This window comes from Bradyrhizobium sp. WSM2254 (assembly GCF_000472645.1).
GTDB classification, from domain to species: domain Bacteria; phylum Pseudomonadota; class Alphaproteobacteria; order Rhizobiales; family Xanthobacteraceae; genus Bradyrhizobium; species Bradyrhizobium niftali.
Map to the genome: position 1 here is coordinate 1 of NZ_AXAB01000072.1, position 25,938 is coordinate 25,938.

27 protein-coding genes are annotated in these 25,938 nt (G+C 64.3%); 20 read left to right on the forward strand and 7 right to left on the reverse strand.

Features of this window, described 5'->3' with window-relative positions:
* The coding region (locus A3M7_RS45510) for a hypothetical protein (RefSeq protein ID WP_156937009.1) at positions 1–209 on the reverse strand (209 nt) is incomplete at its 3' end.
* 346 nt (positions 210–555) lie between these two features.
* Here A3M7_RS45510 and adh point away from each other — a divergent pair.
* The 11 genes from adh to A3M7_RS0136165 all read left to right on the forward strand — a co-directional run bounded on the left by adh (position 556) and on the right by A3M7_RS0136165 (position 12,628).
* On the forward strand, positions 556–2,073 hold the full coding sequence (gene adh / locus A3M7_RS0136115; protein WP_027548263.1) for an aldehyde dehydrogenase: 1,518 nt from the start codon (positions 556–558) through the stop codon (positions 2,071–2,073).
* A gap of 164 nt (positions 2,074–2,237) precedes the next feature.
* Entirely contained in the window at positions 2,238–3,626 is a 1,389-nt protein-coding gene (locus A3M7_RS0136120; protein WP_198033881.1) for a glycerophosphodiester phosphodiesterase family protein, read from the forward strand.
* A 256-nt stretch (positions 3,627–3,882) separates the two neighbouring features.
* Positions 3,883–4,905, forward strand: a complete 1,023-nt coding sequence (pdhA, locus tag A3M7_RS0136125; protein ID WP_027548265.1) for a pyruvate dehydrogenase (acetyl-transferring) E1 component subunit alpha — start codon at positions 3,883–3,885, stop codon at positions 4,903–4,905.
* A 28-nt stretch (positions 4,906–4,933) separates the two neighbouring features.
* Positions 4,934–6,334 carry a pyruvate dehydrogenase complex E1 component subunit beta gene (locus A3M7_RS0136130; protein ID WP_027548266.1) on the forward strand — a complete coding sequence of 467 codons (1,401 nt, stop codon included), beginning with the start codon at positions 4,934–4,936 and terminating at the stop codon, positions 6,332–6,334.
* A 3-nt stretch (positions 6,335–6,337) separates the two neighbouring features.
* A complete protein-coding gene (locus tag A3M7_RS0136135; protein ID WP_008142223.1) occupies positions 6,338–6,640 on the forward strand; it encodes a DUF5076 domain-containing protein in 303 nt (100 codons plus the stop codon).
* Positions 6,641–6,642: 2 nt separating this feature from the next.
* Entirely contained in the window at positions 6,643–7,095 is a 453-nt protein-coding gene (locus A3M7_RS0136140) for a nucleoside deaminase (protein WP_027548267.1), read from the forward strand.
* Between the two features lie 62 nt (positions 7,096–7,157).
* A complete protein-coding gene (locus tag A3M7_RS0136145) occupies positions 7,158–8,510 on the forward strand; it encodes a pyruvate dehydrogenase complex dihydrolipoamide acetyltransferase (RefSeq protein ID WP_027548268.1) in 1,353 nt (450 codons plus the stop codon).
* An 8-nt stretch (positions 8,511–8,518) separates the two neighbouring features.
* Positions 8,519–8,752, forward strand: coding sequence for a hypothetical protein (locus A3M7_RS0136150; protein ID WP_027548269.1), 234 nt, complete (start codon positions 8,519–8,521; stop codon positions 8,750–8,752).
* A gap of 17 nt (positions 8,753–8,769) precedes the next feature.
* Positions 8,770–10,191: a dihydrolipoyl dehydrogenase gene (gene lpdA, locus A3M7_RS0136155; protein ID WP_027548270.1), complete on the forward strand. Its 1,422-nt coding sequence runs from the start codon at positions 8,770–8,772 to the stop codon at positions 10,189–10,191.
* 136 nt (positions 10,192–10,327) lie between these two features.
* Positions 10,328–11,569 carry a threonine synthase gene (locus A3M7_RS0136160; protein ID WP_027548271.1) on the forward strand — a complete coding sequence of 414 codons (1,242 nt, stop codon included), beginning with the start codon at positions 10,328–10,330 and terminating at the stop codon, positions 11,567–11,569.
* 87 nt (positions 11,570–11,656) lie between these two features.
* On the forward strand, positions 11,657–12,628 hold the full coding sequence (locus tag A3M7_RS0136165) for a tripartite tricarboxylate transporter substrate binding protein BugD (RefSeq protein ID WP_027548272.1): 972 nt from the start codon (positions 11,657–11,659) through the stop codon (positions 12,626–12,628).
* 78 nt (positions 12,629–12,706) lie between these two features.
* Here A3M7_RS0136165 and A3M7_RS0136170 read toward each other — a convergent pair whose 3' ends face one another.
* From A3M7_RS0136170 to A3M7_RS0136180, 3 genes are all read right to left on the reverse strand, one after another.
* On the reverse strand, positions 12,707–13,084 hold the full coding sequence (locus tag A3M7_RS0136170; RefSeq protein WP_027548273.1) for a response regulator transcription factor: 378 nt from the start codon (positions 13,082–13,084) through the stop codon (positions 12,707–12,709).
* Between the two features lie 86 nt (positions 13,085–13,170).
* Positions 13,171–13,836, reverse strand: a complete 666-nt coding sequence (locus A3M7_RS0136175) for a response regulator transcription factor (protein WP_027548274.1) — start codon at positions 13,834–13,836, stop codon at positions 13,171–13,173.
* The gene (locus A3M7_RS0136180; RefSeq protein WP_027548275.1) at positions 13,833–16,268 is read right to left on the reverse strand and encodes a PAS domain S-box protein; all 2,436 of its coding nucleotides are present in this window, start codon (positions 16,266–16,268) and stop codon (positions 13,833–13,835) included. The genes A3M7_RS0136175 and A3M7_RS0136180 overlap by 4 nt, the downstream gene beginning before the upstream one ends.
* 680 nt (positions 16,269–16,948) lie before the next feature.
* Here A3M7_RS0136180 and A3M7_RS0136185 point away from each other — a divergent pair.
* Together A3M7_RS0136185 and A3M7_RS50880 are read left to right on the forward strand one after the other, a co-directional pair.
* Positions 16,949–17,344, forward strand: coding sequence for a hypothetical protein (locus A3M7_RS0136185; protein WP_245284402.1), 396 nt, complete (start codon positions 16,949–16,951; stop codon positions 17,342–17,344).
* Between the two features lie 399 nt (positions 17,345–17,743).
* Positions 17,744–17,908, forward strand: a complete 165-nt coding sequence (locus A3M7_RS50880) for a hypothetical protein (protein WP_245284403.1) — start codon at positions 17,744–17,746, stop codon at positions 17,906–17,908.
* A gap of 85 nt (positions 17,909–17,993) precedes the next feature.
* Here the strand turns inward: A3M7_RS50880 and A3M7_RS0136195 are convergent, their stop codons facing one another.
* A complete protein-coding gene (locus tag A3M7_RS0136195; RefSeq protein ID WP_027548277.1) occupies positions 17,994–20,180 on the reverse strand; it encodes a lytic transglycosylase domain-containing protein in 2,187 nt (728 codons plus the stop codon).
* A gap of 321 nt (positions 20,181–20,501) precedes the next feature.
* Between A3M7_RS0136195 and A3M7_RS0136200 the strand changes: the two genes are divergently transcribed.
* The 6 genes from A3M7_RS0136200 to A3M7_RS0136225 all read left to right on the forward strand — a co-directional run bounded on the left by A3M7_RS0136200 (position 20,502) and on the right by A3M7_RS0136225 (position 24,312).
* Positions 20,502–22,238, forward strand: a complete 1,737-nt coding sequence (locus A3M7_RS0136200; protein WP_027548278.1) for an adenylate/guanylate cyclase domain-containing protein — start codon at positions 20,502–20,504, stop codon at positions 22,236–22,238.
* Between the two features lie 104 nt (positions 22,239–22,342).
* A complete protein-coding gene (locus tag A3M7_RS50050) occupies positions 22,343–22,519 on the forward strand; it encodes a hypothetical protein (RefSeq protein WP_166466009.1) in 177 nt (58 codons plus the stop codon).
* A gap of 154 nt (positions 22,520–22,673) precedes the next feature.
* Positions 22,674–22,886, forward strand: coding sequence for a hypothetical protein (locus A3M7_RS50055; protein WP_027548279.1), 213 nt, complete (start codon positions 22,674–22,676; stop codon positions 22,884–22,886).
* Between the two features lie 115 nt (positions 22,887–23,001).
* Positions 23,002–23,259, forward strand: a complete 258-nt coding sequence (locus A3M7_RS50060; RefSeq protein ID WP_027548280.1) for a hypothetical protein — start codon at positions 23,002–23,004, stop codon at positions 23,257–23,259.
* A gap of 87 nt (positions 23,260–23,346) precedes the next feature.
* Positions 23,347–23,712, forward strand: coding sequence for a hypothetical protein (locus A3M7_RS51435; protein ID WP_371090247.1), 366 nt, complete (start codon positions 23,347–23,349; stop codon positions 23,710–23,712).
* A gap of 21 nt (positions 23,713–23,733) precedes the next feature.
* On the forward strand, positions 23,734–24,312 hold the full coding sequence (locus tag A3M7_RS0136225) for a hypothetical protein (RefSeq protein WP_027548281.1): 579 nt from the start codon (positions 23,734–23,736) through the stop codon (positions 24,310–24,312).
* 21 nt (positions 24,313–24,333) lie between these two features.
* Here the strand turns inward: A3M7_RS0136225 and A3M7_RS0136230 are convergent, their stop codons facing one another.
* Entirely contained in the window at positions 24,334–24,555 is a 222-nt protein-coding gene (locus tag A3M7_RS0136230; protein ID WP_027548282.1) for a hypothetical protein, read from the reverse strand.
* The gene (locus A3M7_RS47770; protein WP_156937084.1) at positions 24,555–24,998 is read right to left on the reverse strand and encodes a hypothetical protein; all 444 of its coding nucleotides are present in this window, start codon (positions 24,996–24,998) and stop codon (positions 24,555–24,557) included. Before A3M7_RS47770 ends, A3M7_RS0136230 begins: the two co-directional genes overlap by 1 nt.
* A gap of 85 nt (positions 24,999–25,083) precedes the next feature.
* Here A3M7_RS47770 and A3M7_RS0136240 point away from each other — a divergent pair, with 85 nt between their 5' ends.
* Complete coding sequence (locus A3M7_RS0136240; protein ID WP_027548283.1) at positions 25,084–25,482, forward strand: MerR family transcriptional regulator; 399 nt, start codon at positions 25,084–25,086, stop codon at positions 25,480–25,482.
* Positions 25,483–25,938: the final 456 nt, after the last annotated feature.

A 25,938-nucleotide genomic window follows, 5' to 3' on the forward strand; every position in this document is an offset into this window, starting at 1 on the left:
AGCAGATCCACTTCCTCGCCACTCCGCAGATACCGATTGTAATACTTGCGGAACGTCTGCGAGCAGGTCCCGTGGTGCCGGTAGAAGTCGCCAACCCGCTTGAACAGCGGCGATCGCCCAGCCTTCACCGCCTCATACTCCGGAATCAGAAAACGCCACTTCTGCAGATAGTTGCGCTCAATCGTCCGGTCGTAGCTATTGTCGCGCATCGGATCCGTCCTCCAGCGGAGCGATCCAATCAGCGAATTAGTGAACATGCACAATTGCGAGCCAACGGGTCCGCGCAAAGCGCGGCCCGATGACAGGCTCCGCGAAGCAATCCAGAATCTTTCCGCGGAGGGACTCTGGATTGCTTCGCTGCGCTCGCAAGGACGATGTGGAAGCTGTGTGTGCTCCATCTTGCACTTGCCTCCGTCAGACCTGTCGCAGTTCTGCGACAGGTCCGCTCTTCCATCGCTCCCGCCCGGGCTGACAGCACACGCCCCCCGATACATCGTCGGCGCAAGTCGCGACCACGCGACGAATTGCACAAACAGCAAACATCGGGAGTGATCAATGAACAAGGTGGAATTCCTCAGCGTCACCACAGTTCCCTTCGCCGAACGCTATGACAACTTCATCGGCGGCAAGTTCGTCGCGCCGATCTCCGGCAAGTATTTCGACAATGCCTCGCCGGTGAACGGACAGATCGTCTGCAAGATCGCGCGCTCCGACGCGCAGGATGTCGAAGCCGCCCTCGACGCGGCGCATGCCGCCAAGGCTGCCTGGGGCCGCACCAGCGTTGCCGAGCGCGCCGCGATCCTGAACAAGATCGCCGATCGCATGGAAGAGAATCTCGAGCGCCTCGCGATCGCCGAGACCTGGGACAACGGCAAGCCGATCCGCGAGACCCGCGCGGCCGACATCCCGCTCGCCATCGATCACTTCCGCTATTTCGCCGGCGTCGTCCGCGCCCAGGAGGGCTCGATCGGCGAGATCGACCACGACACCATCGCCTATCATTTCCACGAGCCGCTCGGCGTCGTCGGCCAGATCATCCCCTGGAACTTCCCGCTGCTGATGGCCTGCTGGAAGCTCGCCCCGGCGCTCGCCGCCGGCAATTGCGTCGTGCTCAAGCCCGCCGAGCAGACCCCGGCCTCGATCATGGTCTGGGCCGAGATCATCGCCGACCTCCTGCCGCCCGGCGTCCTCAATATCGTCAACGGCTTTGGCCTCGAAGCCGGCAAGCCGCTGGCCTCGAGCCCGCGCATCGCCAAGATCGCCTTCACCGGCGAGACTTCGACGGGCCGGCTGATCATGCAATATGCCAGCCAGAACCTCATACCTGTCACGCTGGAGCTCGGCGGCAAGTCGCCGAACATCTTCTTCAAGGACGTCACCGCCGAAGACGACGACTTCTTCGACAAGGCGATCGAAGGCTTCGTCATGTTCGCGCTGAACCAGGGCGAGGTCTGCACCTGTCCGAGCCGCGCGCTGGTTCACGCCGACATCTACGATCGCTTCATGGAGCGGGCGCTGAAGCGCGTCGCCGCGATCAAGCAGGGCGATCCGCGTGCGGCGGACACCATGATCGGCGCGCAGGCCTCCGGCGAGCAGCTCGCCAAGATCCTCTCCTACATCGACATCGGCAAGGAGGAGGGTGCCAAGGTGCTGGCCGGCGGCGGACGTGCGGATCTCGGCGGCGATCTTTCCGGCGGCTTCTACGTCCAGCCGACGGTGTTCGAGGGCCACAACAAGATGCGAATCTTCCAGGAGGAGATCTTTGGCCCCGTCGTCTCGGTCACGACCTTCAAGACCGATGACGAAGCGCTCGCGATCGCCAACGACACGCTTTACGGTCTCGGCGCCGGTGTCTGGAGCCGCGATGCCAACCGCTGCTACCGCTTCGGCCGGGCGATCCAGGCCGGCCGGGTCTGGACCAATTGCTACCATGCCTATCCCGCGCATGCGGCGTTCGGAGGCTACAAGCAGTCGGGCGTCGGTCGCGAGACCCACAAGATGATGCTCGATCACTACCAGCAGACCAAGAATCTCCTGGTCAGCTACAGCCCGAAGAAGCTCGGCTTCTTCTGATCGGACAGGAGCGGGCGGCGCAATCCTGCGCCGCCCGTTCCGAGCCGTTCTTCCCCACCGTCATCCGTCTGTCAGATAATTGAGACAAGACGAGCGCGCCGACCTCATTCGGTTCGGCGCTTGTGGCATCCGGAGCGATGCCAGGTACGGACGGAGGCTCGGCCATGAAGAACAGTCATTTGCAGCGGAAGGCACATCTTGGAGCGATGCTGCTCGGCGCGGCAGCCTTGGCATTCCTCCCGCTATCGTTGGCCAGCGCACAGACCGGCCCGGCGCCATCAGGCGCCAAGAAATTCCTGACCGTTGACGGAAAGCCACCGCTGATCCTCGGACATCGCGGCGTGCCGGGACTGGTGCCTGAAGAGACCGAGGCGTCGTATGATCTCGCCGCGGCGCTCGGAACCGATGCGCTCGAAGAGGACCTGCATCTGACCAAGGACTGCGTCCTGGTGGTGCGTCACAACCCTTGGCTGGCTGACAACACCAACATTGCGGAGGTGGCGAAGACCAATGCTTCCGTGGCGGCGCGCAAGCGCACGGTGCCCGGTGTGCGCGTCAAGTCTCCAACTCCAACCAGCGGGCCTGCTGACTACCTTACGGATCTCACCGACCCGGCCGACCCCAAATCGGTGCTGAAGTCATTGATCGTCGACGGCGAGGACCATACCAACGACTGGTCGATCAGCGATTTCACCATGGCCGAGCTGAAGAGCTGGATCGGCGGCACCACCTATGATGCGGCCAACGAGCGGCCAAAAGTCTTCAACGGCAAATTCCCGGTCATCAGCTTCCAGGACGTCATCGACATCGCCAAGGCCAAGAGCAAGGAGACCGGGCGTCCGATCCTGCTCTATCCCGAGACCAAGAATCCGGCTTGGAACAATGCCCAGGCGATTGCCAATGGCTGCGGCGCGCCCGGCAGCCATCCGTTCGAGGACGCCCTGATCAAGATCATCGGGGACAACGGCCTCAACACGAAGGATGCCCCGATTCTGGTTCAGAGCTTCGAGCCCGGCAGCCTGAAATACATGCGCAGCCACGGTCTGGAAACGCGGCAGGTGCAGCTCATTGATGGCAACGGGATCGACTTCAAGACCGGCAAGGTCCTCCTCAACAACATCACAAATTCGCGTCCGTTCGACTGGACGGTTGCGGGCGACCCGCGCTTGTACGATGCGATGCTGACGCCCGAGGGCCTTGCCGAGATCAAGACCTATGCCGACGGCATCGGTCCGTGGAAGCCCTATATCGTTCCGCTCAAGATTGCGCCGTGGAAGGACAGCAATGCCGACGGCACGCCCTACAAGGGATCGACGCCGGAAGCTTCGACGCAGGATGCAACCAGCCTTGTCGCTGACGCGCACAAGCTCGGCCTGTTCGTGCATGTCTTCACGTTCAGGAACGAGAAGAAATATCTGGCTGCCGACTATCGCGGCGATCCGGTCCTGGAATATCTCAAATTCTTCCGCCTCGGCGTGGACGGGGTCTTCACCGACTTCACGCATACCGGCGTTGCCGCCCGCGTAGCGTATTTGCGAGAGCTGGGCTGGTGAGGCGGCACTGAGAATCGGGCATGCGCGGGGTCTCGGACGCGCGGAGAAGCGCGCCCGAATTTCTGAGCCGCGGCTGCTTGCACCCCCTTCGCTGATGCGTGAGCTAAAGTTGCCCGATCAAGCCCAAAGGTTTTGCAAAGTTTCGGCCACGTTGCAGTGCGGCATAATGAAAGTCGTGCCATGCCGCCGCGGTGCTTTCCAAGGGTGTTTGACTTGGGTTAGAGAGGACGAAAGTTTTCTCTGACCCGGAATTCCCATGGCCGCACCCAAGAAAGCCGCCGCAAGCGCTCCACAGGACAAGACCAACGGCGGTTCGCCCCCGGAATTCACCAGGGAGCAGGAGCTCAAGGCGCTCCGCGACATGCTCCTGATCCGGCGATTCGAGGAAAAGGCCGGCCAGCTCTACGGCATGGGCGCGATCGGCGGCTTCTGCCACCTCTATATCGGTCAGGAGGCCGTGGTGGTCGGCATGCAGATGGCCCTGAAAGAGGGCGATCAGGTCATCACCGGCTATCGCGATCACGGTCACATGCTTGCCACCGGCATGGAGGCCAACGGCGTCATGGCCGAGCTCACCGGCCGGCGCGGCGGCTATTCCAAGGGCAAGGGCGGCTCCATGCACATGTTCAGCAAGGAGAAGCACTTTTACGGCGGCCACGGCATCGTCGGCGCCCAGGTCTCGCTCGGCACGGGTCTCGCCTTCGCCAACAACTATCGCGGCAACGGCAATGTCAGCGTCACCTATTTCGGCGACGGTGCCGCCAACCAGGGCCAGGTCTATGAGAGCTTCAACATGGCGGAGCTCTGGAAGCTGCCGGTGATCTACGTCATCGAGAACAACCGCTACGCCATGGGCACCGCGGTCTCGCGCGCTTCGGCGCAGCAGGACTTCTCCAAGCGCGGCGCGTCGTTCAACATCCCCGGCCAGCAGGTCGACGGCATGGACGTCCGCGCCGTGAAGGCCGCGGGCGACGAGGCGGCCGCGTGGTGCCGCGCCGGCAAGGGACCCTTCATTCTTGAAATGCAGACCTACCGCTATCGCGGCCACTCGATGTCCGATCCTGCAAAATACCGCACGCGCGAGGAGGTCGAAAAGGTCCGCCACGACCAGGACCCGATCGAGCAGGTGCGCAACCGTCTGCTGGCCGCTAAGGTGAGCGAGGCCGACCTCAAGGCGATCGACGCCGAGGTGCGCGACATCGTCAACGCGTCCGCCGATTTCGCCCAGCATGATCCCGAGCCGGATGCCGCCGAGCTCTGGACCGACATTTACCGCTGAACGCGCGCAAGCTTTCTTTGGAGTCGATATGCCAATTCAAGTGCTGATGCCCGCGTTGTCGCCCACGATGGAGAAGGGCAACCTCGCCAAATGGCTGAAAAAAGAGGGTGAGACGATCAAGTCCGGCGATGTCATCGCCGAGATCGAGACCGACAAGGCGACCATGGAGGTCGAGGCGACCGATGAAGGTACGCTCGGCAAGATCCTGATCCCCGAGGGCACCGCCGACGTTGCCGTCAACACGCCGATCGCGACCATTCTCGCCGATGGCGAGACGGCCGCCGATCTCGCCAAGGCGCCGGCCGCGCCCGCGCCGAGCGTCGCGCAGGAAGTCGCCGAATCCCGCTCGCCGGTCGGCGAAGGCAAGCCGATGATCTCGGCGCCCAAGGCTGCGCCCGCGCCGCAAGCTGTCGCCGAGCCCGATCCGGAAGTGCCTGCCGGCACCGAGATGGTGACGCAGACCATCCGCGAAGCGCTGCGCGATGCCATGGCCGAAGAGATGCGCCGTGACGCCGACGTCTTCGTGATGGGCGAAGAGGTTGCCGAGTATCAGGGCGCCTACAAGGTGACCCAGGGCCTGCTCCAGGAATTCGGCGCCAAGCGCGTCATCGACACGCCGATCACCGAGCACGGCTTTGCCGGCATCGGCGTCGGCGCCGCGATGACCGGGTTGAAGCCGGTCGTCGAGTTCATGACCTTCAACTTCGCCATGCAGGCGATCGACCAGATCATCAACTCCGCCGCCAAGACGCTGTACATGTCCGGCGGCCAGATGGGCTGCTCGATCGTGTTCCGCGGGCCCAATGGCGCCGCTGCGCGCGTCGCCGCCCAGCACAGCCAGGACTATTCGTCCTGGTATTCGAACGTCCCGGGTCTCAAGGTCGTCGCGCCGTTCTCGGCCGCGGATTACAAGGGCCTGCTGAAGGCCGCGATCCGCGATCCCAATCCGGTGATCTTCCTCGAGAACGAGGTGCTGTACGGCCACACCGGCGAAGTGCCCAAGCTCGACGACTTCGTGATTCCGATCGGCAAGGCGCGCATCGTGCGCTCCGGCAGCCATGTCACCATCATCTCCTGGTCGAACGGCATGACCTATGCGCTGAAGGCGGCCGACGAGCTCGCCAAGGACGGCATCGAGGCCGAGGTGATCGACCTGCGCACGCTGCGTCCGATGGACACCGAGACCATCGTCAACTCGGTCAAGAAAACGGGGCGCGCCGTCACGGTGGAAGAGGGCTGGGCCCAGAGCGGCGTCGGCGCCGAGATCGCCGCGCGGATCATGGAGAACGCGTTCGACTATCTGGATGCGCCTGTTGCGCGCGTCTCCGGCAAGGACGTGCCGATGCCATATGCCGCTAATCTGGAGAAGCTCGCGCTGCCTTCGGCGGCTGAAGTCGTCGAGGCCGCCAAAGCCGTCTGCTACAGGTAGACCATGGCGGGCCCGAAGGAGCAGCCACTGCCACCCGACGTCATGACCCGCGAGGACGCGGTCGAGATCCTGCGCGTGTTCGTGCTGGACGGCGGGCTGTCGATGGCGTTCCAGCGTGCCTTCGAGGAACCCGACATGTGGGGCCTCTTGCTCGTCGATCTTGCCCGCCATGCGGCGCGCGCCTATGCGCGCGAGAGCGAATATACCGAGGAGGACGCGTTGAGCCGGATCCTCGAGATGTTCCAGGCCGAGATCGAGCGTCCCACAGACACCGGCACCACGACGCCGCGCGGGAAGGGGCACTGACAGTGGCGATCGAATCCTATCATTTCGATTTCATGCTGGAGGCGATCCGCGAGGCGGAGGCCTCGATCGCGCAGGGAGGCCTGCCGATCGGCGCCGTGCTGACGCGCGACAACCAGATCATCGCCCGCGGCCACAACAACCGCGTGCAGGAGAACAACGTGATCCTGCACGGCGAGATGAGCTGCCTGCGCGAGGCCGGCGCGATCACATTCCACGACACCGTCATGTACACCACGCTGTCGCCATGCTCGATGTGTGCCGGTGCGCTCGCTCTGTTCAAGGTGAAGCTGGTGGTGATCGGAGAATCCGTCACCTTCCCGGGCTCCAAGGACATTCTCGACAAGTTCGGCATCCCCTGGATCGACCTTGCCGACGACCGCTCCATCACCATGATGAAGAATTGGCGATCTATCCCGGCCAATGAGCGCCTGTGGCAAGGCGACATCGGCAACTAAACCTGGTCTGTTCGTCTTCGCTGTCGGAGACGACGTTTTACAAAGTTCTTCTTGAGGTCAGCATGCCCATCAACATCCTGATGCCCGCTCTCTCGCCGACGATGGAGAAGGGCAACCTCGCCAAGTGGCTGAAGAAGGAAGGCGACAAGGTCAAATCCGGCGACGTCATCGCCGAGATCGAGACCGACAAGGCGACCATGGAGGTCGAGGCCATCGACGAGGGCACGATCGCCAAGATCCTCGTGCCCGAGGGCACGCAGGACGTGCCGGTCAACGACGTGATCGCCGTACTCGCTGGTGAGGGCGAAGACGTGAAGGCCGCCGGCGCCGCCAAGCCCAGTGCGTCGGCTGCGCCTCCGAAGGCTGCTGAAGCTCCCGCTGCCGCACCGGCTCCAGCGCCTGCGCCGGCCGCGCCCAAGGCCGCACCGCCGCCCGCCGCCACTGCGCCGCAGGCGGCAGTGCCGGCTGCGCAAAGCAACGGGCAGGGCGGCCGCGTGTTCTCTTCGCCGCTCGCGCGGCGCCTCGCCAAGGACGCCGGTATCCAGATCGCGGCCATCAATGGCACCGGTCCGCATGGCCGCGTGGTCGCGCGCGACGTCGAGCAGGCCAAGTCCGGCAAGGGCCTCAAGGCACCGGCTGCTGCGCCGTCAGGCGCGCCCGCGATCGCGCCGACCATGTCGGACAAGCAGATCCTGTCGCTGTTCGAGCCGGGCTCCTACGACATCGTCCCGCACGACGGCATGCGCCGCACGATTGCCCAACGTTTGACCGCGTCGATCCAGAACGTCCCGCATTTCTTCCTCACCATCGACTGCGACATCGGCAAGCTGATGGCCGCACGCGAAGAGATCAACGCGGCAGCTCCCAAGGACAAGGAGAAGAAGCCGCTCTACAAGATCTCGGTCAACGACTTCGTCATCAAGGCGATGGCGGTCGCGCTCCAGAAGATCCCGAACTGCAATGTGAGCTGGACCGAAAGCGGCATGGTCAAGCATCACCATTCCGACGTCGGCGTCGCCGTGGCGATGCCCGGCGGCCTGATCACGCCGATCATCCGGAAAGCGGAAACCAAGACGCTCTCCACCATCTCCAACGAGATGAAGGATTTTGCCGCGCGCGCCCGCTCGCGCAAGCTCAAGCCCGAGGAATACCAGGGCGGCACCACCGCCGTCTCCAACCTCGGCATGTACGGCATCAGCCACTTCACCGCCGTGATCAACCCGCCGCACGCGACCATCCTCGCGGTCGGCACCAGCGAAGAACGGCCCGTGGTGCGGAATGGCAAGATCGAGATCGCGCACATGATGAGCGTGACCTTGTCCTGCGATCACCGCGCCATCGACGGCGCGCTCGGCGCCGAGCTGATCGGCGCGTTCAAGCAGTTGATCGAAAATCCCGTCATGATGATGGTCTGAGATGGCGCATGAGGACGCGCTGGCCCTGGATCTCGATGCTGGTTTCGCTGATCCTCACGCTCAATCCGTTCGGCCTCGAAATCGTTAAGGCCGCCTTCTTCGCCGGCGAGGCGCTGTCGCGCAGCATCTGGGCACCGATCGCGCTCACCATCTTTGCCGTCATGGCGGTGGTCATTCTTTTGGAATGGCTGATCAGAATTTACATCCTCAATCGCCGCGACCGCGGCGCAACGACCGCTTGAGTTGAACGGGAGCCGCCATGGCCGATACATCCTTCGACATCATCATCATCGGCTCCGGTCCCGGCGGCTATGTCACCGCGATCCGCGCCGCCCAGCTCGGCTTCAAGGTCGCTATCGTCGAAAAGTCCTACCTCGGCGGCATCTGCCTGAACTGGGGCTGCATCCCGACCAAGGCATTGCTGCGCTCCGCCGAGATCTACCACTACATGCAGCACGCCAAGGATTACGGCCTGTCGGCCGAGAAGGTCTCGTTCGACCCGAAGGCCGTGGTGCAGCGCTCGCGCGGCGTCTCCAAGCGGCTGAACGACGGCGTCGGCTTCCTGATGAAGAAGAACAAGGTCAGCGTGATCTGGGGCGCCGCCTCGATCGACGCGCCCGGCAAGGTCACCGTGAAGAAGTCCGACGTCGAGGCGCCGAAGGGCGCGCTGGGCGAGGGGACTTACCAGGCCAAGCACATCATCGTCGCAACCGGCGCGCGGCCGCGCGTGCTGCCGGGGCTCGAGCCCGACAAGAAGCTGATCTGGACCTATTTCGAGGCGATGGTGCCGGAGAGGATGCCGAAGTCGCTGCTGGTCGTCGGCTCCGGCGCGATCGGCATCGAGTTCGCCTCGTTCTTCCACACCATGGGCTCCGACGTCACCGTGGTCGAGGTGCTGCCGCAGATCCTGCCCGTCGAGGACGCGGAGATCGCCGGCCTTGCCCGCAAGCGCCTGGAGAAGCAGGGCATCAAGATCATGTCCTCGACCAAGGTGACCAAGCTGGAGAAGAAGGCCGACAGCGTCGTCGCCACCATCGACGACGGCAAAGGCAAGCCTGTGACCACCGAGTTCGAGCGCGTGATCTCGGCGGTCGGCGTCGTCGGCAATATCGAGAATCTCGGCCTCGAAAAGCTCGGCGTCAAAACCGATCGCGGCTGCATCGTCATCGACGGCTACGGCAAGACCAACGTCCCCGGCATCTACGCCATCGGCGACGTCGCGGGTCCCCCGATGCTCGCGCACAAGGCAGAGCATGAAGGCGTGATCTGCGTCGAGGCGATCAAGGGCCTGCATCCGCATCCCATGGACAAGAACATGATCCCGGGCTGCACCTATTGCCAGCCGCAGGTCGCCTCCGTCGGTTTGACCGAAGCCAAGGCCAAGGAGAACGGCCGCGAGATCCGCGTCGGCCGCTTCCCCTTCGTCGGCAACGGCAAGGCGATCGCGCTCGGCGAGGACCAGGGCCTCGTCAAGGTGATCTTCGACAAGAAGACCGGCCAGCTTCTCGGCGCCCACATGGTCGGCGCCGAGGTCACCGAGCTGATCCAGGGCTACGTCGTCGCCATGAATCTGGAGACGACGGAAGAAGAGCTGATGCACACGGTGTTCCCGCATCCGACGCTGTCGGAGATGATGAAGGAAGCCGTGCTGGATGCGTATGGACGAGTGTTGAATATCTAGCGGTACTCTCCACTCGTCATGCGCGGGCCTGACCCGCGCATCCATCAAGCGAAGCGCTCTTCAGGAGATGGATTGCCGGGTCAAGCCCGGCAATGACAGTCAGGGAAAGTCGCGGACACAAGAAGAAGGCAGACCCATGCACGACAACGACAATCTCACCATCGAACGCCCGACCTTCGTCACCCATCTCGAATGCGCGATGGAAGGCGATCATTACGCCGCCGACCAGGTCCACAACCTCTCCAAAGCCGGCAAGCCGCTGCTGGTGCGCTACGACCTCGCGGGTGTGAAGAAGGCGCTGACCAAGGACGCACTCAGCCAGCGCCCCGCCGACATGTGGCGCTACCGCGAGCTGCTGCCCGTGCGCAAATGCGAGGACATCGTCTCGCTCGGCGAGGTGACGACGCCGCTGATCCGGCTGCCGAAGCTCGGGAAGAAGCTCGGTGGCGGCGAGATCATCGTGAAGGACGAGGGGCGGCTGCCGACCGGCTCGTTCAAGGCGCGGGGCCTCGTGATGGCGGTGTCGATGGGCAAGGCGCTCGGCATCAAGCACATGGCGATGCCGACCAACGGCAATGCCGGTGCGGCGCTCGCGGCCTATGCGACGTCCTGCGGCATCAAGACCACGATCTTCTGCCCGGCCGACACGCCCGAGGTGAATGTCAGCGAGATCGAGCTCCAGGGCGCGACCGTCTACCGCGTCAACGGCTATATCGACGATTGCGGCAAGATCGTCGGCGAGGGCAAGGCGAAGGTCGGCTGGTTCGACACGTCCACGCTGAAGGAGCCGTACCGCATCGAAGGCAAGAAGACGATGGGCCTCGAGCTCGCCGAGCAGCTCGGCTGGGACGTGCCCGACGTGATCTTCTATCCGACCGGCGGCGGCACCGGCCTGATCGGCATGTGGAAGGCGTTCGACGAGCTCGAGAAGATCGGCTTCATCGGCTCAAAACGTCCGCGCATGGTCGCGGTGCAAGCCTCCGGCTGTGCGCCGATGGTGCGCGCCTTTGAGGCCGGCACCGAGCATGCGACGCGCTGGGAGGACGCCCACACCATCGCGTCGGGCATCCGCGTGCCGCAGGCGATCGGCGATTTCCTGATTTTGCGCGCGGTGCGCGAGAGCAAGGGCTTTGCCATCGCGGTCGACGACGACAAGATCTCGGCGGCGCTCAGCGAGGTCGCGCGCGAGGAGGGGCTTTTGTTGTGCCCCGAGGGCGCCGCGACCTACGCCGCCTACAAGGAGAGTCTTGCCGACGGCCGCGTCGGCAAGACCGACCGCGTGATGCTGTTCAACTGCGCGACCGGCCTGAAGTACCCGCTGCCGCCGGTGACCCGCACGCTGGATCGGCACAAGCCGATCGACTTCTCGCAGTTCTAGCGCGTCATTTCGTCTCTTCACGAATGATCCCTCTTCCCCTACGCGGGAAGAGGCAAAAATAAGAATGACATTGCCGGGGAGAGAACAATGAAGAAGGCCGTCTGGGCCGGGCTGATCGGTATTCTCGCTCTCGCCGGCGCTGCGCGCGCCGACGACTATCCCTCGCATCCCATCACCATCATCGTTCCGTTCGCGGCCGGCGGCCCGTCGGATGCGATGGCGCGCGTGCTCGCCGAACGGATGCGGACAACGCTCGGCCAGCCCCTGGTGGTCGAGAACGTCACCGGCGCCGGCGGCTCGATCGGCGTCGGCCGCGCCGTGCAATCACCGCCGGACGGCTACACCGTCTCGTTCGGCCATCTCGGCACTCATGTGGCCAACGGCGCCGTCTACAAGCTCAAATACGACCTCGTTGCCGATCTCGAGCCGGTGGTGCTGCTGCCGAGCAATCCGATGATCGTGGTCAGCAAGAACGCGGTGCCCGCGACCTCGCTGAAGGAGCTGCTGGACTGGCTGAAGTCGCGGCCGTCGTCTCCCACGGCCGGGACGGCCGGTGCAGGCTCCGGCAGCCACATCGCCGGCGTCTATTTCGAGAGCGTCAGCGGCATCAAGCTGCAATACGTGCCGTATCGCGGCACTGCGCCTGCGCTGAACGATCTCATCGCCGGCCAGATCGACGTCATCGTCGACCAGACCTCCAACTCCATCAACCAGGTCCGTGCCGGCACCATCCGTGCCTACGCCGTCACCGACGACAAGCGCCTGCCCTCGGCGCCCGACATCCCGACCGCGGAGGAGGCCGGCCTGAAAGGCTTCCACATGACGCTGTGGTCGGGCATGTGGGTGCCGAAGGGCACGCCGAAGGAGATCGTGGCCAAGCTCAACGCGGCGGCCGTGGACGCCCTGAACGATCCGGCAGTGAAGAAGCAGCTCGAAAGCCAGGGCCTGGAGATGACGCCGCAGGATCAGCTCACCCCCGAAGCGCTCGGCACCCGCCAGAAGGCGGAGATCGCGAAGTGGTGGCCGATCATCAAGGCGGCCAACATCAAGGTGGATTGAGCGCCTCGCCTCTACGTATGTCGCCACGACGATGAGCCGCCGCAGCCTGAGGAGCTATCGGGGGCAGACGCGGCCGGGTTACATCTTGGACTCCGACAGGGCCGCCTCCAGACATTGAAGCAGAGCTGGCGTGGAAAACGGCTTGGCGAGAAAGCAGGACGCGCCGGCCTTCAGCGCGCGGTCGCGCACGGCGTCGTCGGGAAAAGCCGTCATGAAGATGAAAGGCGTGATGCGCCCGAGGCTGCGCATATGCATCAACAGCTCGACACCGCTCATGGCCAACATCTGCACGTCCGCGATCACGCAGGAGGTCGTGTCCAGTTCGGCGGATTGGAGAAATTCGTGAGCGGAACCAAAGGTGTAGACTGTGTATCCGCGCGACGTCAGGAGGTTGTTCGTCGCAAGGCGAACGGAGGGATCATCATCAATGACGGAAATGATCGAAGGCACTGACAATATGATCGCTCCTGAACGGGGAGCCGCCGGCCGCGGTTCAGCCGTTTAGGGAAAGTGGGCCCCCGGAGCGAGATTGGAAAGCATACTTAGGTTTGCAGGTGACCCCTATTGCGCGGGATTCCGAGCGCGTCGGTCATTCTGACGAGATCAGCCAACGACTTCGCCTCCATCTTCCGCATGATCTGCCCGCGATAGATCTTCACGGTGATCTCGGCCAATCCGAGTTCGGCGGCGACCTGTTTGTTCATCAGGCCGGATGCAACCAGGGCGAGGACGTCGCGCTCGCGCGCTGTCAGTCCCTCGAAACGGGAGCGCACGCCTGAGATCGACTTCTCGGCATCGCGCCGCCTGCGATCCCGTTCGATCGCCGCCTGTACCGCATCCAGCATGTCCTGATCGCGCACCGGCTTGGTGAGGAAATCGACGGCACCGCTCTTCATGGCTCTCACGGTCATGGGAATATCGCCATGACCGGTGATAAAGATAATGGGCGTGTGAATGTTGGCCTTGGCGAGGTCGGCCTGGAGGTCGAGGCCGCTCGATCCTGGCAGGCGGATGTCGAGCACAAGGCAGCTGGGGACCGCAGGCGGTTTGGCTTCCAAGATCTCCGCCGCTGAACTGAAGGCCTCGACCTTAAGGCCGACCGATTGAAAGAGATTGGTCAGTGCGCGGCGCATCGACGGATCATCATCGACGATCAGGACGATCGGCTCACCTGCGCTCGCCTGGCCCTGCTTGGCATGGTCGGTCACGACGTGTCCCTGTGCTGCAAGGGCAGGGCGATCTGAAATGTTGCACCGCTCCCCTCATTCTGAAAGGCCGAAAGCCGGCCCGCGTGAGCCTCGATGATCGATCGGCAGATCGAGAGTCCCATCCCCAGCCCGTCCGATTTCGTCGTGAAGAAGGGGGTGAAGATGCGTTCCTTGACGTCCTTGCCGAGGCCGACACCGCGGTCCGTCACGGTGAGAAGCAGGCGGTCGCCGTCGTCGTCGTCCGTCCGGCTCGATCGGATCGCCATTTCGCGCGGGCGGTCGACATTGTCTTGCATGGCTTCGATGCCGTTCATCACCAGGTTGATCAGCACCTGCTGGAGCTGGATCCGGTCGCCGCAAATCTTCGGCAGGTTGGACGCCAACTCCATTCGCACCGACACCCTATGGGTCGCGAGCTCGCGCCGAACGAGCGCCACAGCCTCCCTGACGACTTGGTTGATGTCGAGTGGAATCACTTCGATCTCGGTCTTCTTCGCGAGCGCCCTGATCCGGCGGATCACCTCGCTGGCTCGATTGGCGTCCTCGACGATCCATTCTGCGGAACGGCGCGCGGCCTTCAAGTCGGCCGGTTCGCGATCGAGCCAGGCCATGCAGGCGTCCGCATTGGAGATCACGGCGGCAAGAGGCTGGGTGATTTCGTGGGCAATCGAGGCGGTGAGTTCGCCAAGCGTCGTGACGCGCGTGACATGGGCGAGCTCGGCTTGTGCTTTGCGCAGCGCTTCTTCAGCATGCTCGGCGCGGATCGCCGCCGTTACATCGCTACTGACGCCTCGATAGCCGAGAAAATGACCGTCAGCGTCATGCAGGGGCTTGCCGCTGGTGCGCACGTAAATTGGAGAGCCGTTGCGATCCCTGCCGCGGTAAACCAGATCGCGGAACGGGAGGTGGGCATCGAGCGTCGCGCGATGCTGCTCCCACTTCCCGGGCTCGAGCTCGGCATCGGGCGGAATGTCCCACCGCGTCAGGCCGATCAAGGCCATCGGCGCAGCACTGGCCGGGTCGGCGTGCTCCGATATCTTCGTGATACGGTGATCCGGTCCGGTCTCCCAAAACCAGTCAGATGCGGTTTCTGCATAATCGCGGAATCGCTGCTCGGATGCCTTGAGCTCGTCAAATGCCCTTTGAAGCGCTTCTTTTGCGGCGACCTGCTCGGTGACGTCCACATGGGTACCGATGATTTCCATCACTTCGCCATCGCTGCCGACGACGGGATGTCCTTCGCTATGGACACGTCGTATCGAGCCGTCGGGGCGCGCAATGCGAAAGTCGATTTCAAAGGGGTCCCTTAGCCGGAGGGCCTGACGTTCCACCTCGATGATCCGTTGGAAATCCTCGGGGAGGATACGTTCCTGGAACGCCCGTGCCGGTACATCGATATGGTTCGGCTCAAATCCGAACAGGCGGTAGAGTTCAGCCGATCGGTATGCAAACTCCTGACGGCGCACATCCCAGGCCCAGCTGCTTGTATGGCTGAGCCGTTGCGCCTCGGCCAAATAGGCCTCGCTGCGCCGCAGCCTTTGTTCGGACTCCTTTGCAACCGTGACATCGGTGACGGCCCCGACGAGCTCGATGCACTCTGATCCATGTTTCACCGCGCGCGCCACGGAATGGAGGTATTTGACTGATCCATCCGGCATCAGCAGGCGATACTCATGGTCGAAATCCTCTGCGCGTCGGGAGGCCCGATCGAGGGTCCTTCTGACCGCATCGCGATCCTCCGGATGGATGCGCTGGAAGGCAAAATCCAGGGTCGGCTTCACCGCCAGGTCGCACTGGAAGATGCGAAAGGTTTCCCTTGACCAGACGATCGCGCCTGTCGCGACGTTCAGGCCGAAGCTGCCGGTGCGGCTCAATTCCTGCGCCTGGGCGAGGTAGGCTTCGCTCTGCCGCAGCGCATCCTCCGCCTCCTTGCGCTGGGTGATATTTTCGCAGGCAACCAGCACGATGGGCGTTCCGTCGCCGCGCAGCATCGCCTTGGCGTTTTCACGGACCCAGAGGACCGAGCCGTCCTTCCGGAACTTGCGAATCTCCCAGGTATGCGACTGGTGCAGGGTTTCCAGGGACTGCGCGACGCATCGACGGACGTAGTCGTGGTCCTCCTCGAAGAAGACGTTGAGCACAGACTGGCCAATCAGCTCGGCCGGCGTATAGCCCAGTTGCGCGGCACCGAACGTGTTGACGTTGAGCACTGTTCCGGCCGGATCGACCATGAAATACATGACCGGATTGTGCTCGAACACCTCACGCCACTGCCTCACGGCGTCGCGTAGATCGATGGCATCTTGCCGCGAATCATCTGCGACCGCGGGCTCGTCCTTCTCGCCGTTGCCGAACGATCGAAGCGCGGCAAGGCCGCCGAGCAGGAATTGTGCAGCCGAATTCCCAAATTTCGCGATCTGGCCAGGCATCATCGCAGCATCCCGGCTCGCTGAGGCCAAGGCAAGTAGAGCACTTTGCAACAAGGGGAGCAATTCCTTCCGACTAAAGTGGAATCCGCCCACCGAAACTCGCGGTTGCCGTGCAGCCAGCTGGCATTGCTTGGTCTAATTGAAGGCAAAGGGCCGGAAAACTACGGGACAAACCTACGTATAGCTCGCGCATTCCTAATCATAGAGCACATTTACCTCCGTACAATTGAGCGGTCCGTTGTGTGCGGACTAGTCTCACGACCAATCGAGGGGACGCGATGTGCAAGGCACAAGCCAGCGATTTGCGCGATGTGCTGCTTATAGAGGCAAGCTCTGCGTCCGTTACTCCGAATTGCCGCATGATTGGCGGGTCGTGATTGAGAGACCGCATTTTCAATAACGAGCGTGGATGGCCGTGCACCGACGCACGAGCGTAGCCACGATCATGACAAACAGGAGTAGAGCATGATGTGCGATAGCCCTGAACACCCCGAGCGCGGTCCTGTTGTAAAAGGCTGTGCTGTCTGTGACGGCAAGTTTGGCCTGATCCGATATTATTCCTGGCGAACGCCGCTGTGCTCCAGAAGGTGTCTCGATCGCTTCAGGGCGCGCCGCGAGCGCGACCGCCGATGGCTGTTTCGATTTCAGGCGGCGTGAGTCCGAAACTCTGAACGGGAGGCTGCGTGCTGAACCGTGCTTGCAAGCTCGTCTTGACGATTGCGCTGTCGCTTCCGTCGCTGACCGGAGTGAAGGCCGAGGAGCTTGGACAGGATGCGCATCGTCATCATCCGCCCCAGGATCAGCTGCTGCACGAGAAGTTCTATTCGAGCTGGCACATGCCCGACAATCCGGTGCTGAGTTGCTGCAACAGCGCGGATTGCTATCCAACAGAGGTACGGTACGTCGACGGCAGGATCTACGCACGGCGCCGGGAAGACGGGAAGTACATCCTCATCCCGTCCCAGAAGGTGGAGCGAAACAGAGATAATCCCGACGGCCGCAACCATCTTTGCGCCCCGCCGCCGTCCGCCTCTCTGGTCGACACGGTCTACTGCTTCGCGCTCGGAGGTGCCACGTGAGGTTCATACTGGTCAACGGCCGAACGCCTTTTCGCAAGACGTTCTGTCTATGGTGCTGCGAGGAGATCAGCGGCAGCTACTTGCGCGATGTCAGGACGTTGCTGCCCTACTGCGGTTACGAATGCCACGCGCTTCATCACGAGGCTGGATCGTTGATCGGGGGGCGTACGCGCGCGGCATCTTGAGCAGACAGGCGGGCGAGGCGCATCGGCGGGTGCGCGCCTGCCGGCAGGAGAGGACACGGCTTTGAGATTCATGCTCGTCAATCAGGAACGTCCCTGCCACGGCGCCGTCTGCAGCGCGTGCGCCCGGCCGCTGGGTTCCAGTTACGTCCGGCAAGTGTCCAGGCAAGAGCGCTATTGCGACCAAGATTGCTACCGTCGGGATCAGCGGGCGGCCATGGAACTGCTGTGGCCCTACCGCAGCTCGCTCGAGGCGATCGTGGTGCTGGGGGCGATCTCGAGCTGGAGCTGGATGATGCAGATGGGCGCGCTCTCGCGCTCGCTGACCGAGGCATATCTGCGCGCCCACGACCTTCTGACCACGGAAGGAGGTGACGGCTAGCTGAACCACGCAGGCCGCGCAGAATCGTCGGCCGCAGTCACCACGTCCAGCCCCGCGCCGCGTTCCAGCCCCGGCGGTCGCGAGGCTAGGGCGAGGGGGCTGCGGCCGATGCCGTTGGTGCCGCGCTCACTTCCTGCGTCGTGACGCGCTGCTCGGACTTCGCAGCGACCATGCCGCTGCTCTCGAACCGCGCACGGTAGACCAGCACGTTCTCCATCACGCGCTGGACGTAATTGCGCGTCTCCGACAGCGGGATGCGTTCGACCCAGTCGACCGGATCGACCTTGGGATCCCTGGGGTCGCCGCGCGCCTGCACCCATTCGCGCACGCGGCCGCGGCCGGCATTGTAGCCGGCGAAGGTCATGATCTGGTTGCCGCGATATTCCGACAACAGCGCGCTGAGCTCGGCCGCCCCCATCTGCGTGTTGTAGACGGGATCGGAGACCATCCTGTCCCAGTCATAGGTCAGGCCGAAGCGCTTTGCGGTGTCGCGCCCGGCTTCCGGCGTCACCTGCATCAGGCCGACCGCATTGGCGGGCGACTTGTCGCGCTGGTCGAACGAGCTCTCGGTGCGCGCCACCGAATAGATCACGCTGGTCTCGATCGCGGGCGCGACCTGCTTGTGCTCGGGGATGCCGATGGTCGGAAAGGCGTAATGGTCGAGCGCGAACCCGCGCGCCAGCGCCGACTTGCCCACCTCCAGCATGACGCGCGCATCGTTGCGCCGCCCAGCCAGCTCGCCGAGGCCTTCGAGCGCGGCAACGTCGGTGCTCTCCTTGGCAAAATCCTCGGCGTAGTAGAACACCGTGTCGCGCTCGCCGACGCCATAGAGCATGTCGGCCGCGCGCACGCGCTCGTCCGGGGCCTGCGTGTCAGCTGCGGCCAGCACGGGCGAGGGCGGGCGCAGCTCGATGCGGTCGAGGCCGAGCTTGGCGCGGGCGAGCTGACCGTAATAGGCGGTCGGGTAGCGCGCCGCCACTTGATAGCTCTGGCGCGCATCGGCCGTCGCCCCCATCGCTTCCGCGGCGCGGCCGCGCCAGTAATGGGCGCGCGACAGCGCGAGCGGATTGGCCGAGCCTTCGTCGATCGCGGCGAAGTGCATCATCGCCGTCCTGGGATCGTCGAGATAGCGCAGCGCGATCCAGCCGCACATGAAGTGGTAGTCGACGCGATAGACCTCCATCGCCGGCACGGCCGCCGCGCGCACCACGTCGTAAGCGGTCCTGGACTTGCCCTGGTCGAGCAGTTTTCGCGCCAGCAGACGACGCTCGCGCCACCAGGCGTCGGTGTCCTGCGCCGCCATGGTGTCGGGCGCGGCGGCCAGGATCACCTCGGCCGCGTCGTCGATGCGGTCCTTCTGGAGATGCCATTGCGCGCGGCACAGCACATAGCCGAGATCGCGGCGCGCCTCGGTCGACACGTCATCGAGATAATCCTTGGCCTTGTTGGCCTTGCCGGTGACGGCGGCGCAGGCCTTGACGATCGCGAGCGCATCCTCGCCGAGCCGTTTTGCGGCGCGCCTTGCGCCGGCATAGTCCTTGGCGCCGAGCCGCTTGTCCATGCGGGCGCGGTGGTCGTCGGCGGTCAGGAGATCGCGGAACGCCTCGTAAGAATCTTCCTCGCTGCGCTCCGACAATTCGTCCGTGCGCCAGGCCTCGCGGACGAGACGGGCAGCCCTGTCGGCGTCGCCTTCGGCGAGCAGCACGCGGGCGAGCGCGAACTTGCCCTTGGCGCTGGTCGGGCGGTCCATGGTGAATCTGTGCACGGTGGCCGCGTCGGTCTTCTCCTGCCACAGCCGCGCCTCGGCACGCCGGCGCAGCAGCGCGCTGCTCGGCCAGTCCGGATTGGCGGCGAGGAAGGCGGCGTAGCGTTTGAAATTCGCGGTGCTCTCGGAATGGCGCAGCATGAACCAGTCGGCGAGCTTCTGCCCGGCGGGGTCAGCGATGCGGTCGCGCGCCGCGCCCGCGTCATCGGTCTTGCCCTTGCGCGCGAGGTCGATCGCGTCCTTGAGTGCGGCGAGGTCGCCGGTCAGCGGCGGGGGCGCCGGCTTGTCTGACGGCTCGTCGTCCTGCTTCTTCGACTTGCGCTTCGCCTCGGCGTGCTTGCCGTGGCGCGATTTCGCCGCGGCATGGCGCTGCTTGCCGGCTTTCGCCTCATGCGTCTTCTTCGACGCGGACGATTTGTGATGGCTCTTCGCCGCCAGCTCCGTCGGAAGGAGAGCCAAGGCGGCCACGGCAACGACACACGCGAGCGAGCGTAGGCACTGGTTCATTCCGTGGTCCCCCCTGCGAAACCAGTACAAACCAAAGTCCGCGACGACATGCGGCTCGAGAATCAAAGCATCGAAAACGATGCCACGGCATCGTTTCGCATTTGTCACGCTGTCGCAACATTGCGGCAAAATGCGGATGGAGCGCGGGAACCCTTGCAACGAGGGATAGAGCCGGGCCTTTAACCTTTGTTAACGAATAGGGCTCGCGCGACGATTGCGCAGGGGCCAGGACGCCGCGAGGGCCAGATTGCGCGTGTTCCCGGGCTGAAATCCGGTGTATTGAGTTCCCCGACCTGTCCCTTCAGCCTTTGCCCCGAATCTATGCCGATTTTCAACCAGTCGATCCGGCGCAAGATCGTCGGCATCGCCCTCGGATTGATCGTCCTGATGCTCGTCACCTCGATCCTGTCGATGGTGATGTCGAGCCAGGTCGGCGTTCTCCTGGACGAGCTGACCAACCGCTATATCCCGGCCTATGGCGATCTGGCGCGCGCCAATATTCGCTCGCTGGAGCGGTCGGTGGCGCTGCGGCGCATGGTCATGATGAAGATGCAGGCGTCCTCGGACGAGGAGGCCTATGCGGCGCGCCTGCGCGAGTTCGAGGAAGCGGACCGCAAGATCGAGGAGGAGGCCGAGGGCGCACGCAAGCTCATCAACGCGATCATCGACGACCCGAGGACGCCGTCCGACAATGCCGCGTTGGCGCGGATCGAGATCCGCATCGAGACTGCCGTCACCGAGCTGCGCCGCGAGCTGAACGAGGACCACGCAAAGCTCCTCAAGCAGGTCGACGCCAAGCAGATGGCAGAAGCCCGCGGCACGCTGGAACATATCGATGCCATCCGCGACCAGTTCAACCAGAAGTTCGATGCGATCCGCGCCGACATGCTGACACAGGTCTTCGCCGCGACCTCGCAGGTGATCGGTCACCAGCGGCAGGCGATCGTCGTTTCGGGCATCGTGACCTTGCTCGCGGCGATTGTCGGATTTGCCTTCGCGCTGCTGGTGTCCAGCGGCATCACGCGTCCGGTGCGCCTTTTGCTGGCCGGCACCCGCGAGGTCGAGGCGGGGCGGTTCGACAAGACCATCGCCGTCTCGACCCAGGACGAGATCGGCGAGCTCGCGGCCGCCTTCAACCGCATGATCGAGCAGTTGCGCCACAACGAGCGCATCCGCGAGACGTTTGGCCGCTACATCGATCCCAAGGTGGTGCAGGGCCTGATCGAGCGGCCGGAGGTCGCCATCGACGGCCAGCGCCGGGTGATGACCATCATGTTCTGCGACATGAGCGGCTTCACCTCGATGAGCGAGGGCATGACCCCGCGCGGCCTCGTCAAGGTGATGAACCACTATTTCACGGTGATGTCGGTCCCGATCAGGAGCAATCGCGGCGTCATCGACAAATATATCGGCGACGCCATCATGGCCTATTGGGGCCCGCCCTTCATCGAGGAGGACGAGCCGGCGCTTCTGGCCGGCTGTGCCGCCATCGACATGGCCGACCAGGTGCCCGCGCTGCAGAAGCAATTGCCCGATCTGCTCGGCATCCGCGCCATGCCTGTGCCGTGCGACCTGCGCATCGGCATCGCCACCGGCGAGGTCCTCACCGGCAGCATCGGCTCCGAGCTGATGATGAGCTTCACCGTGATGGGCGATGCCGTGAACCTCGCCTCGCGGCTCGAGGCCGTCAACAAGGTCTACGGCACCCGCATCCTGATCGCGCAGGCGACGGCGGATGCGATCGGTGAGCGTCTCGAATTGCGCGAGATCGATCGTCTGGCGGTCGCCGGCCAGAGCGCGCCGCAGGCGATCTTCGAGGTGATGGCGCGGGCCGGCGCGCTCACCGCTGCGCAGGAGGGCTTGCGCGCGCACTATGCCGAAGCTCTCGCCGCCTATCGCGCCCGCCGCTTCGACGAGGCCCGCGCCGCCTTCAACGCGGCGCTCGAAGCCGTCCCCGGCGACGGCCCCTCGCGTACGCTGCTGGCCCGGATCGCGCAGTTCGAGGCCGATCCGCCGGGCGAGGGGTGGGATGGCGCCTGGCGGCTGGAGCAGAAGTAGGCCCCGCGCGGGAAAAATTGATTCTACTCGATAACGATGTTCGCCCTGACCTATTTCCCGGGCTTAGGTTTGCCGTCCTTGAGGCGTTTGATGGGGACACGCCGATGACAGAACTTGAGGACAGGCTGGAACGGTTCGAGACGCTCACGGCCGAATGCGAGCTGATCGCCAAGCTCGCCACCGACAGCACCAAGCGCGAATTCTATCTCAAGCTCGCCGAGCACTATTACCAGCTGGCGCGCGAGACGCGGGCCGCGGTCGCGACCAGCGCTGCGGCCTGAAGGCGGCTGCAATCCGTTCTTAACATTTGGCACGCATCCTTTGAGGGAGCGAGCGTCGCGATTCGCGATGGCTCGCAGTGGGAATGCTGGGGGCTCGCTGCGATGCAGCGCGTTCCGCTGATGTTGCTTTGCCGGTGTCTTACGGGGCAATCCCATGCGTCTTCTTGCGGTGCTCATCCTCGCGCTCATGACGGCGGCCTGCAACCAGGAGCAGGACATCACCGGCTCGACCGCAGCCTGCCCGGTACGGAACTACAGCTCTTACAATCCCCGCGACATGAACCAGTGCGTGGCCGCCTGCAAGGCGTGCGACCATGGCAACACGGTCACCTGCACCACGTCTTGCACGCTCAAGGGCGCGCACTGAGCCACCAGGGATCGCTGGTCCCTCGGGCGTCGAGGGGCTGACGGTGTCGGGACACCGGAACGATTCACATGACATAATCATTGGTAGGAGCAGGCAGGACACGGAGTCCAATGGAATGGGTATGCTCGATCCCGGCCGGTTTCTGGTGTCGTGCTCGCAGTGCGACGCATGGCCGATGGCGGCCAACGTCAAGCGTTCGAGCTGGTCGGCGTCCCCGAGCGAGGTCCGCTTCGTGTGCCCGCGCTGTCGCCGCGAGGAGACCGCGATCGTCTCCGCCTCGGGCGAGTTGACGCCGATCAGGCGCATCGACGTCCCGCCGCGTGACGTCACTGTGGCCTGGGCCCAGGCGCAGCGCCCGAGAGGCCGCACATAGGCGGCCGGCGCATTGCGCGATCCCGTTCGGGAACCCGGCCGATCGCCGGACGTTTCCGCCCCAACATCACCGATCGAGGCCGGGCGAATGATCAGCGAGCATTTCGACACCCGCACAAGGATCAACATGAAGCTGGCGCTGGATCGGATTTGCCGCAATCGCCCCGTGGGCGAGGATCATGCGTTCCGCAGGTCGGTCGCCGAGAACATCATCCGCTGCGCGCTGACAGGCCGGACCGGTATCGGCCAGCTCGTCGATGCCGGCGAGCGGGCGGTGGTCACGGCGCGCGGCGCGGAAACCTTCCTAGAGCATGATCCGGAAAAGTGCGAAGCGGCTTTTAACCTAAAGCGCGATGACGATTCATCGATCTCATCGTGGCTTTGGGGTTCGCTGAGTTCGCCAGTCGCGTCGCGAGGTGGATCGTGGCGGTTCAACTCCCGACAAATGTGCTAGGATCAGCGCCAGGAGACCATGATGGCCACTGACATGCTTTCGCCCCATGCCGACCGTTTTCGCCTTCACCCGGTCGCGGTGCGCCTTGCACCGATGTTCGGCTTTGCGCTGCTGACGGTGTCATGCGCGCTCGCGAGTTTTGCGCTCGCCTGCGCAACGCCCTTTGCGGCCTTCGCGGTCGTCGCGGCCGCGATGCTGCCGCTGCGACCGGCGCTGCTCGTCGTCACCGGCGCGTGGCTCGTGAACCAGTGCATCGGCTTCGGCGCGCTGCACTATCCGATCGATGGCAGCACGATCGCCTGGGGTTTTGTGATCGGCGCTGCTGCCCTTGTCGCGACCGCGGCCTCATCGGCCGTTCTTCGTATGCTGCCGCAGGGCCGCACGCCGTTGATGCTGGCGATCACATTCGTCGCCGCCTACGCGGCCTATGAGCTCGTGCTGCTCGCCGCGACGCCGGTCCTCGGCGGAGAGGGCGCCTTCACCGCGGCCATCGTGGCGCGGATCGGACTGACCAGCGCGGTCTGGCTCGCCGGCCTCGTCGCCGCCTGCGAGATCGCCCGCCTGGTCGATCCGTTCAGGCGCACGATGCGGAATGCGTAGGCGTCACCACGGCACGTCCGGTCATGGTGATGACCGGACTTTTCGCCACCGCCGCAAGGCGACCACCGTCCAGGCCGCCTCGACAAATCCGAACGGCCATGCGCCCTGGAGAAGGCCGTAAGTCCCGCTGAGCGCGCACGCCGCCGCGAAGGCCAGCACATAATTCGGCCCGCGCGGCTCGAGCGCGTAGAACAGCAGCATGGCGCTGACGGACAATAGTCCGAAGATGGTGAGTCCATCCATCAGCCGGCGGGCGGCTTTGGCTTCTTGGCGACGCCGAGGGCGTGGAAGACGGTAGGCTCCATCACTGGCCACAGCGCGGCCGTCGTGGTCAGGACGGTTGCGACGCTCATCGCGGCCAGCACTGACGAGCGGATTTTCAACCCGGTCCTCCGCGATCGCCAGACGATCCAGGCCCAGGCGCAGAGCACGACGGCGATCGACAGTTTCGTCATCAGCCCATGTGCGTGATCGAGCACGGCGATCAGGCTCCCGGCGCTGGCGAGCACGACGGCTGGCAATGTGAAGGGGAGTACGCAGCACGCCGCGCAGGCCGCAGCGACCACCGCGGTCGCAACCGCCGTGCCCGCGGCCTTGCCGCCGCCTGGCTCGGCCGTCGACCCACAGCCGCATCCTGGCGAGGAGGCCTCGGAGGGGAGGTTGCAGGACGGTCCAATAACGCTCATGTGATTCTCCTCGTGCTTGTGCGCCACGGACCCGATCGCTACGCCCTCAAGCCACTTGAGGTTCAAGCGAAAAGTGAGGGCTTCCATGAGAATTGGCGTGCTCGCCAGGGCGGCCGGCGTCTCGGTCCCCACGATCCGCTATTACGAGAGCATCGGGCTCTTGACGCCGCCCGTGCGGCAAAGCGGCCAGCGCATCTATAGTGGCGAAGACCTCAAGGCGATCCGTCTCATCAGGCACTGCCGCGATCTCGACTTCTCGATCGACGAGACGCGCGAGCTCGTCGCATCGGTGCAGCGGCGCTCGCCGTGCAGTGAAACGAAGAGTTTTGCAGAGAAGCACCTCGGAGCGATCCGGACGAAGATCGCGGAGCTGCGTGCGCTGGAGGTCGCGGTGGCTTCGCTGGTCAGTGGCTGCGAGACGACATGCTGCGGAAGTGCCGCGCCGGACTGCGTGATCCTGCAACCGAGTTGCGGGAGCGCGTAGCCCGGGTGGGCGCAGCGGTACCCGGGACCGCCGTAGCTTGTGGCATGACCCCGGATGTCGCTTCGCTCATCCGGGCTACAGGCTACGCGATATTGCCCGACGGGCGAGACACCCGCGAAGCTGTCAACCCGCCTGTGCGAAAATATTCCACTTTACCGAAATTCGGATTTGTCGTATGTGTCGCCCACCCCGGCTCATCCTTGAGGGGCGATCATGTGGTCGTCATTTTCGCGAGCCGGGCTTGCGGTGGACGCGGTAGCGTCGGGCACGAGAGGCGTGGGGCAGGGCGGATTGCTCTCCGTGAGCCCAAGGCTTCGTGCGGACGAACGGCGCTGACAGGTTCGTCTCGCCAGCAGGTTTCGGCTCCGTCGACAGGGCTGGAAAAACCGCGGCGAAATGGCGGGCCGTGCGTACGGCAAAACCGTGTGGTCCTGGCCGTCGTTGCTACGGTCAAGC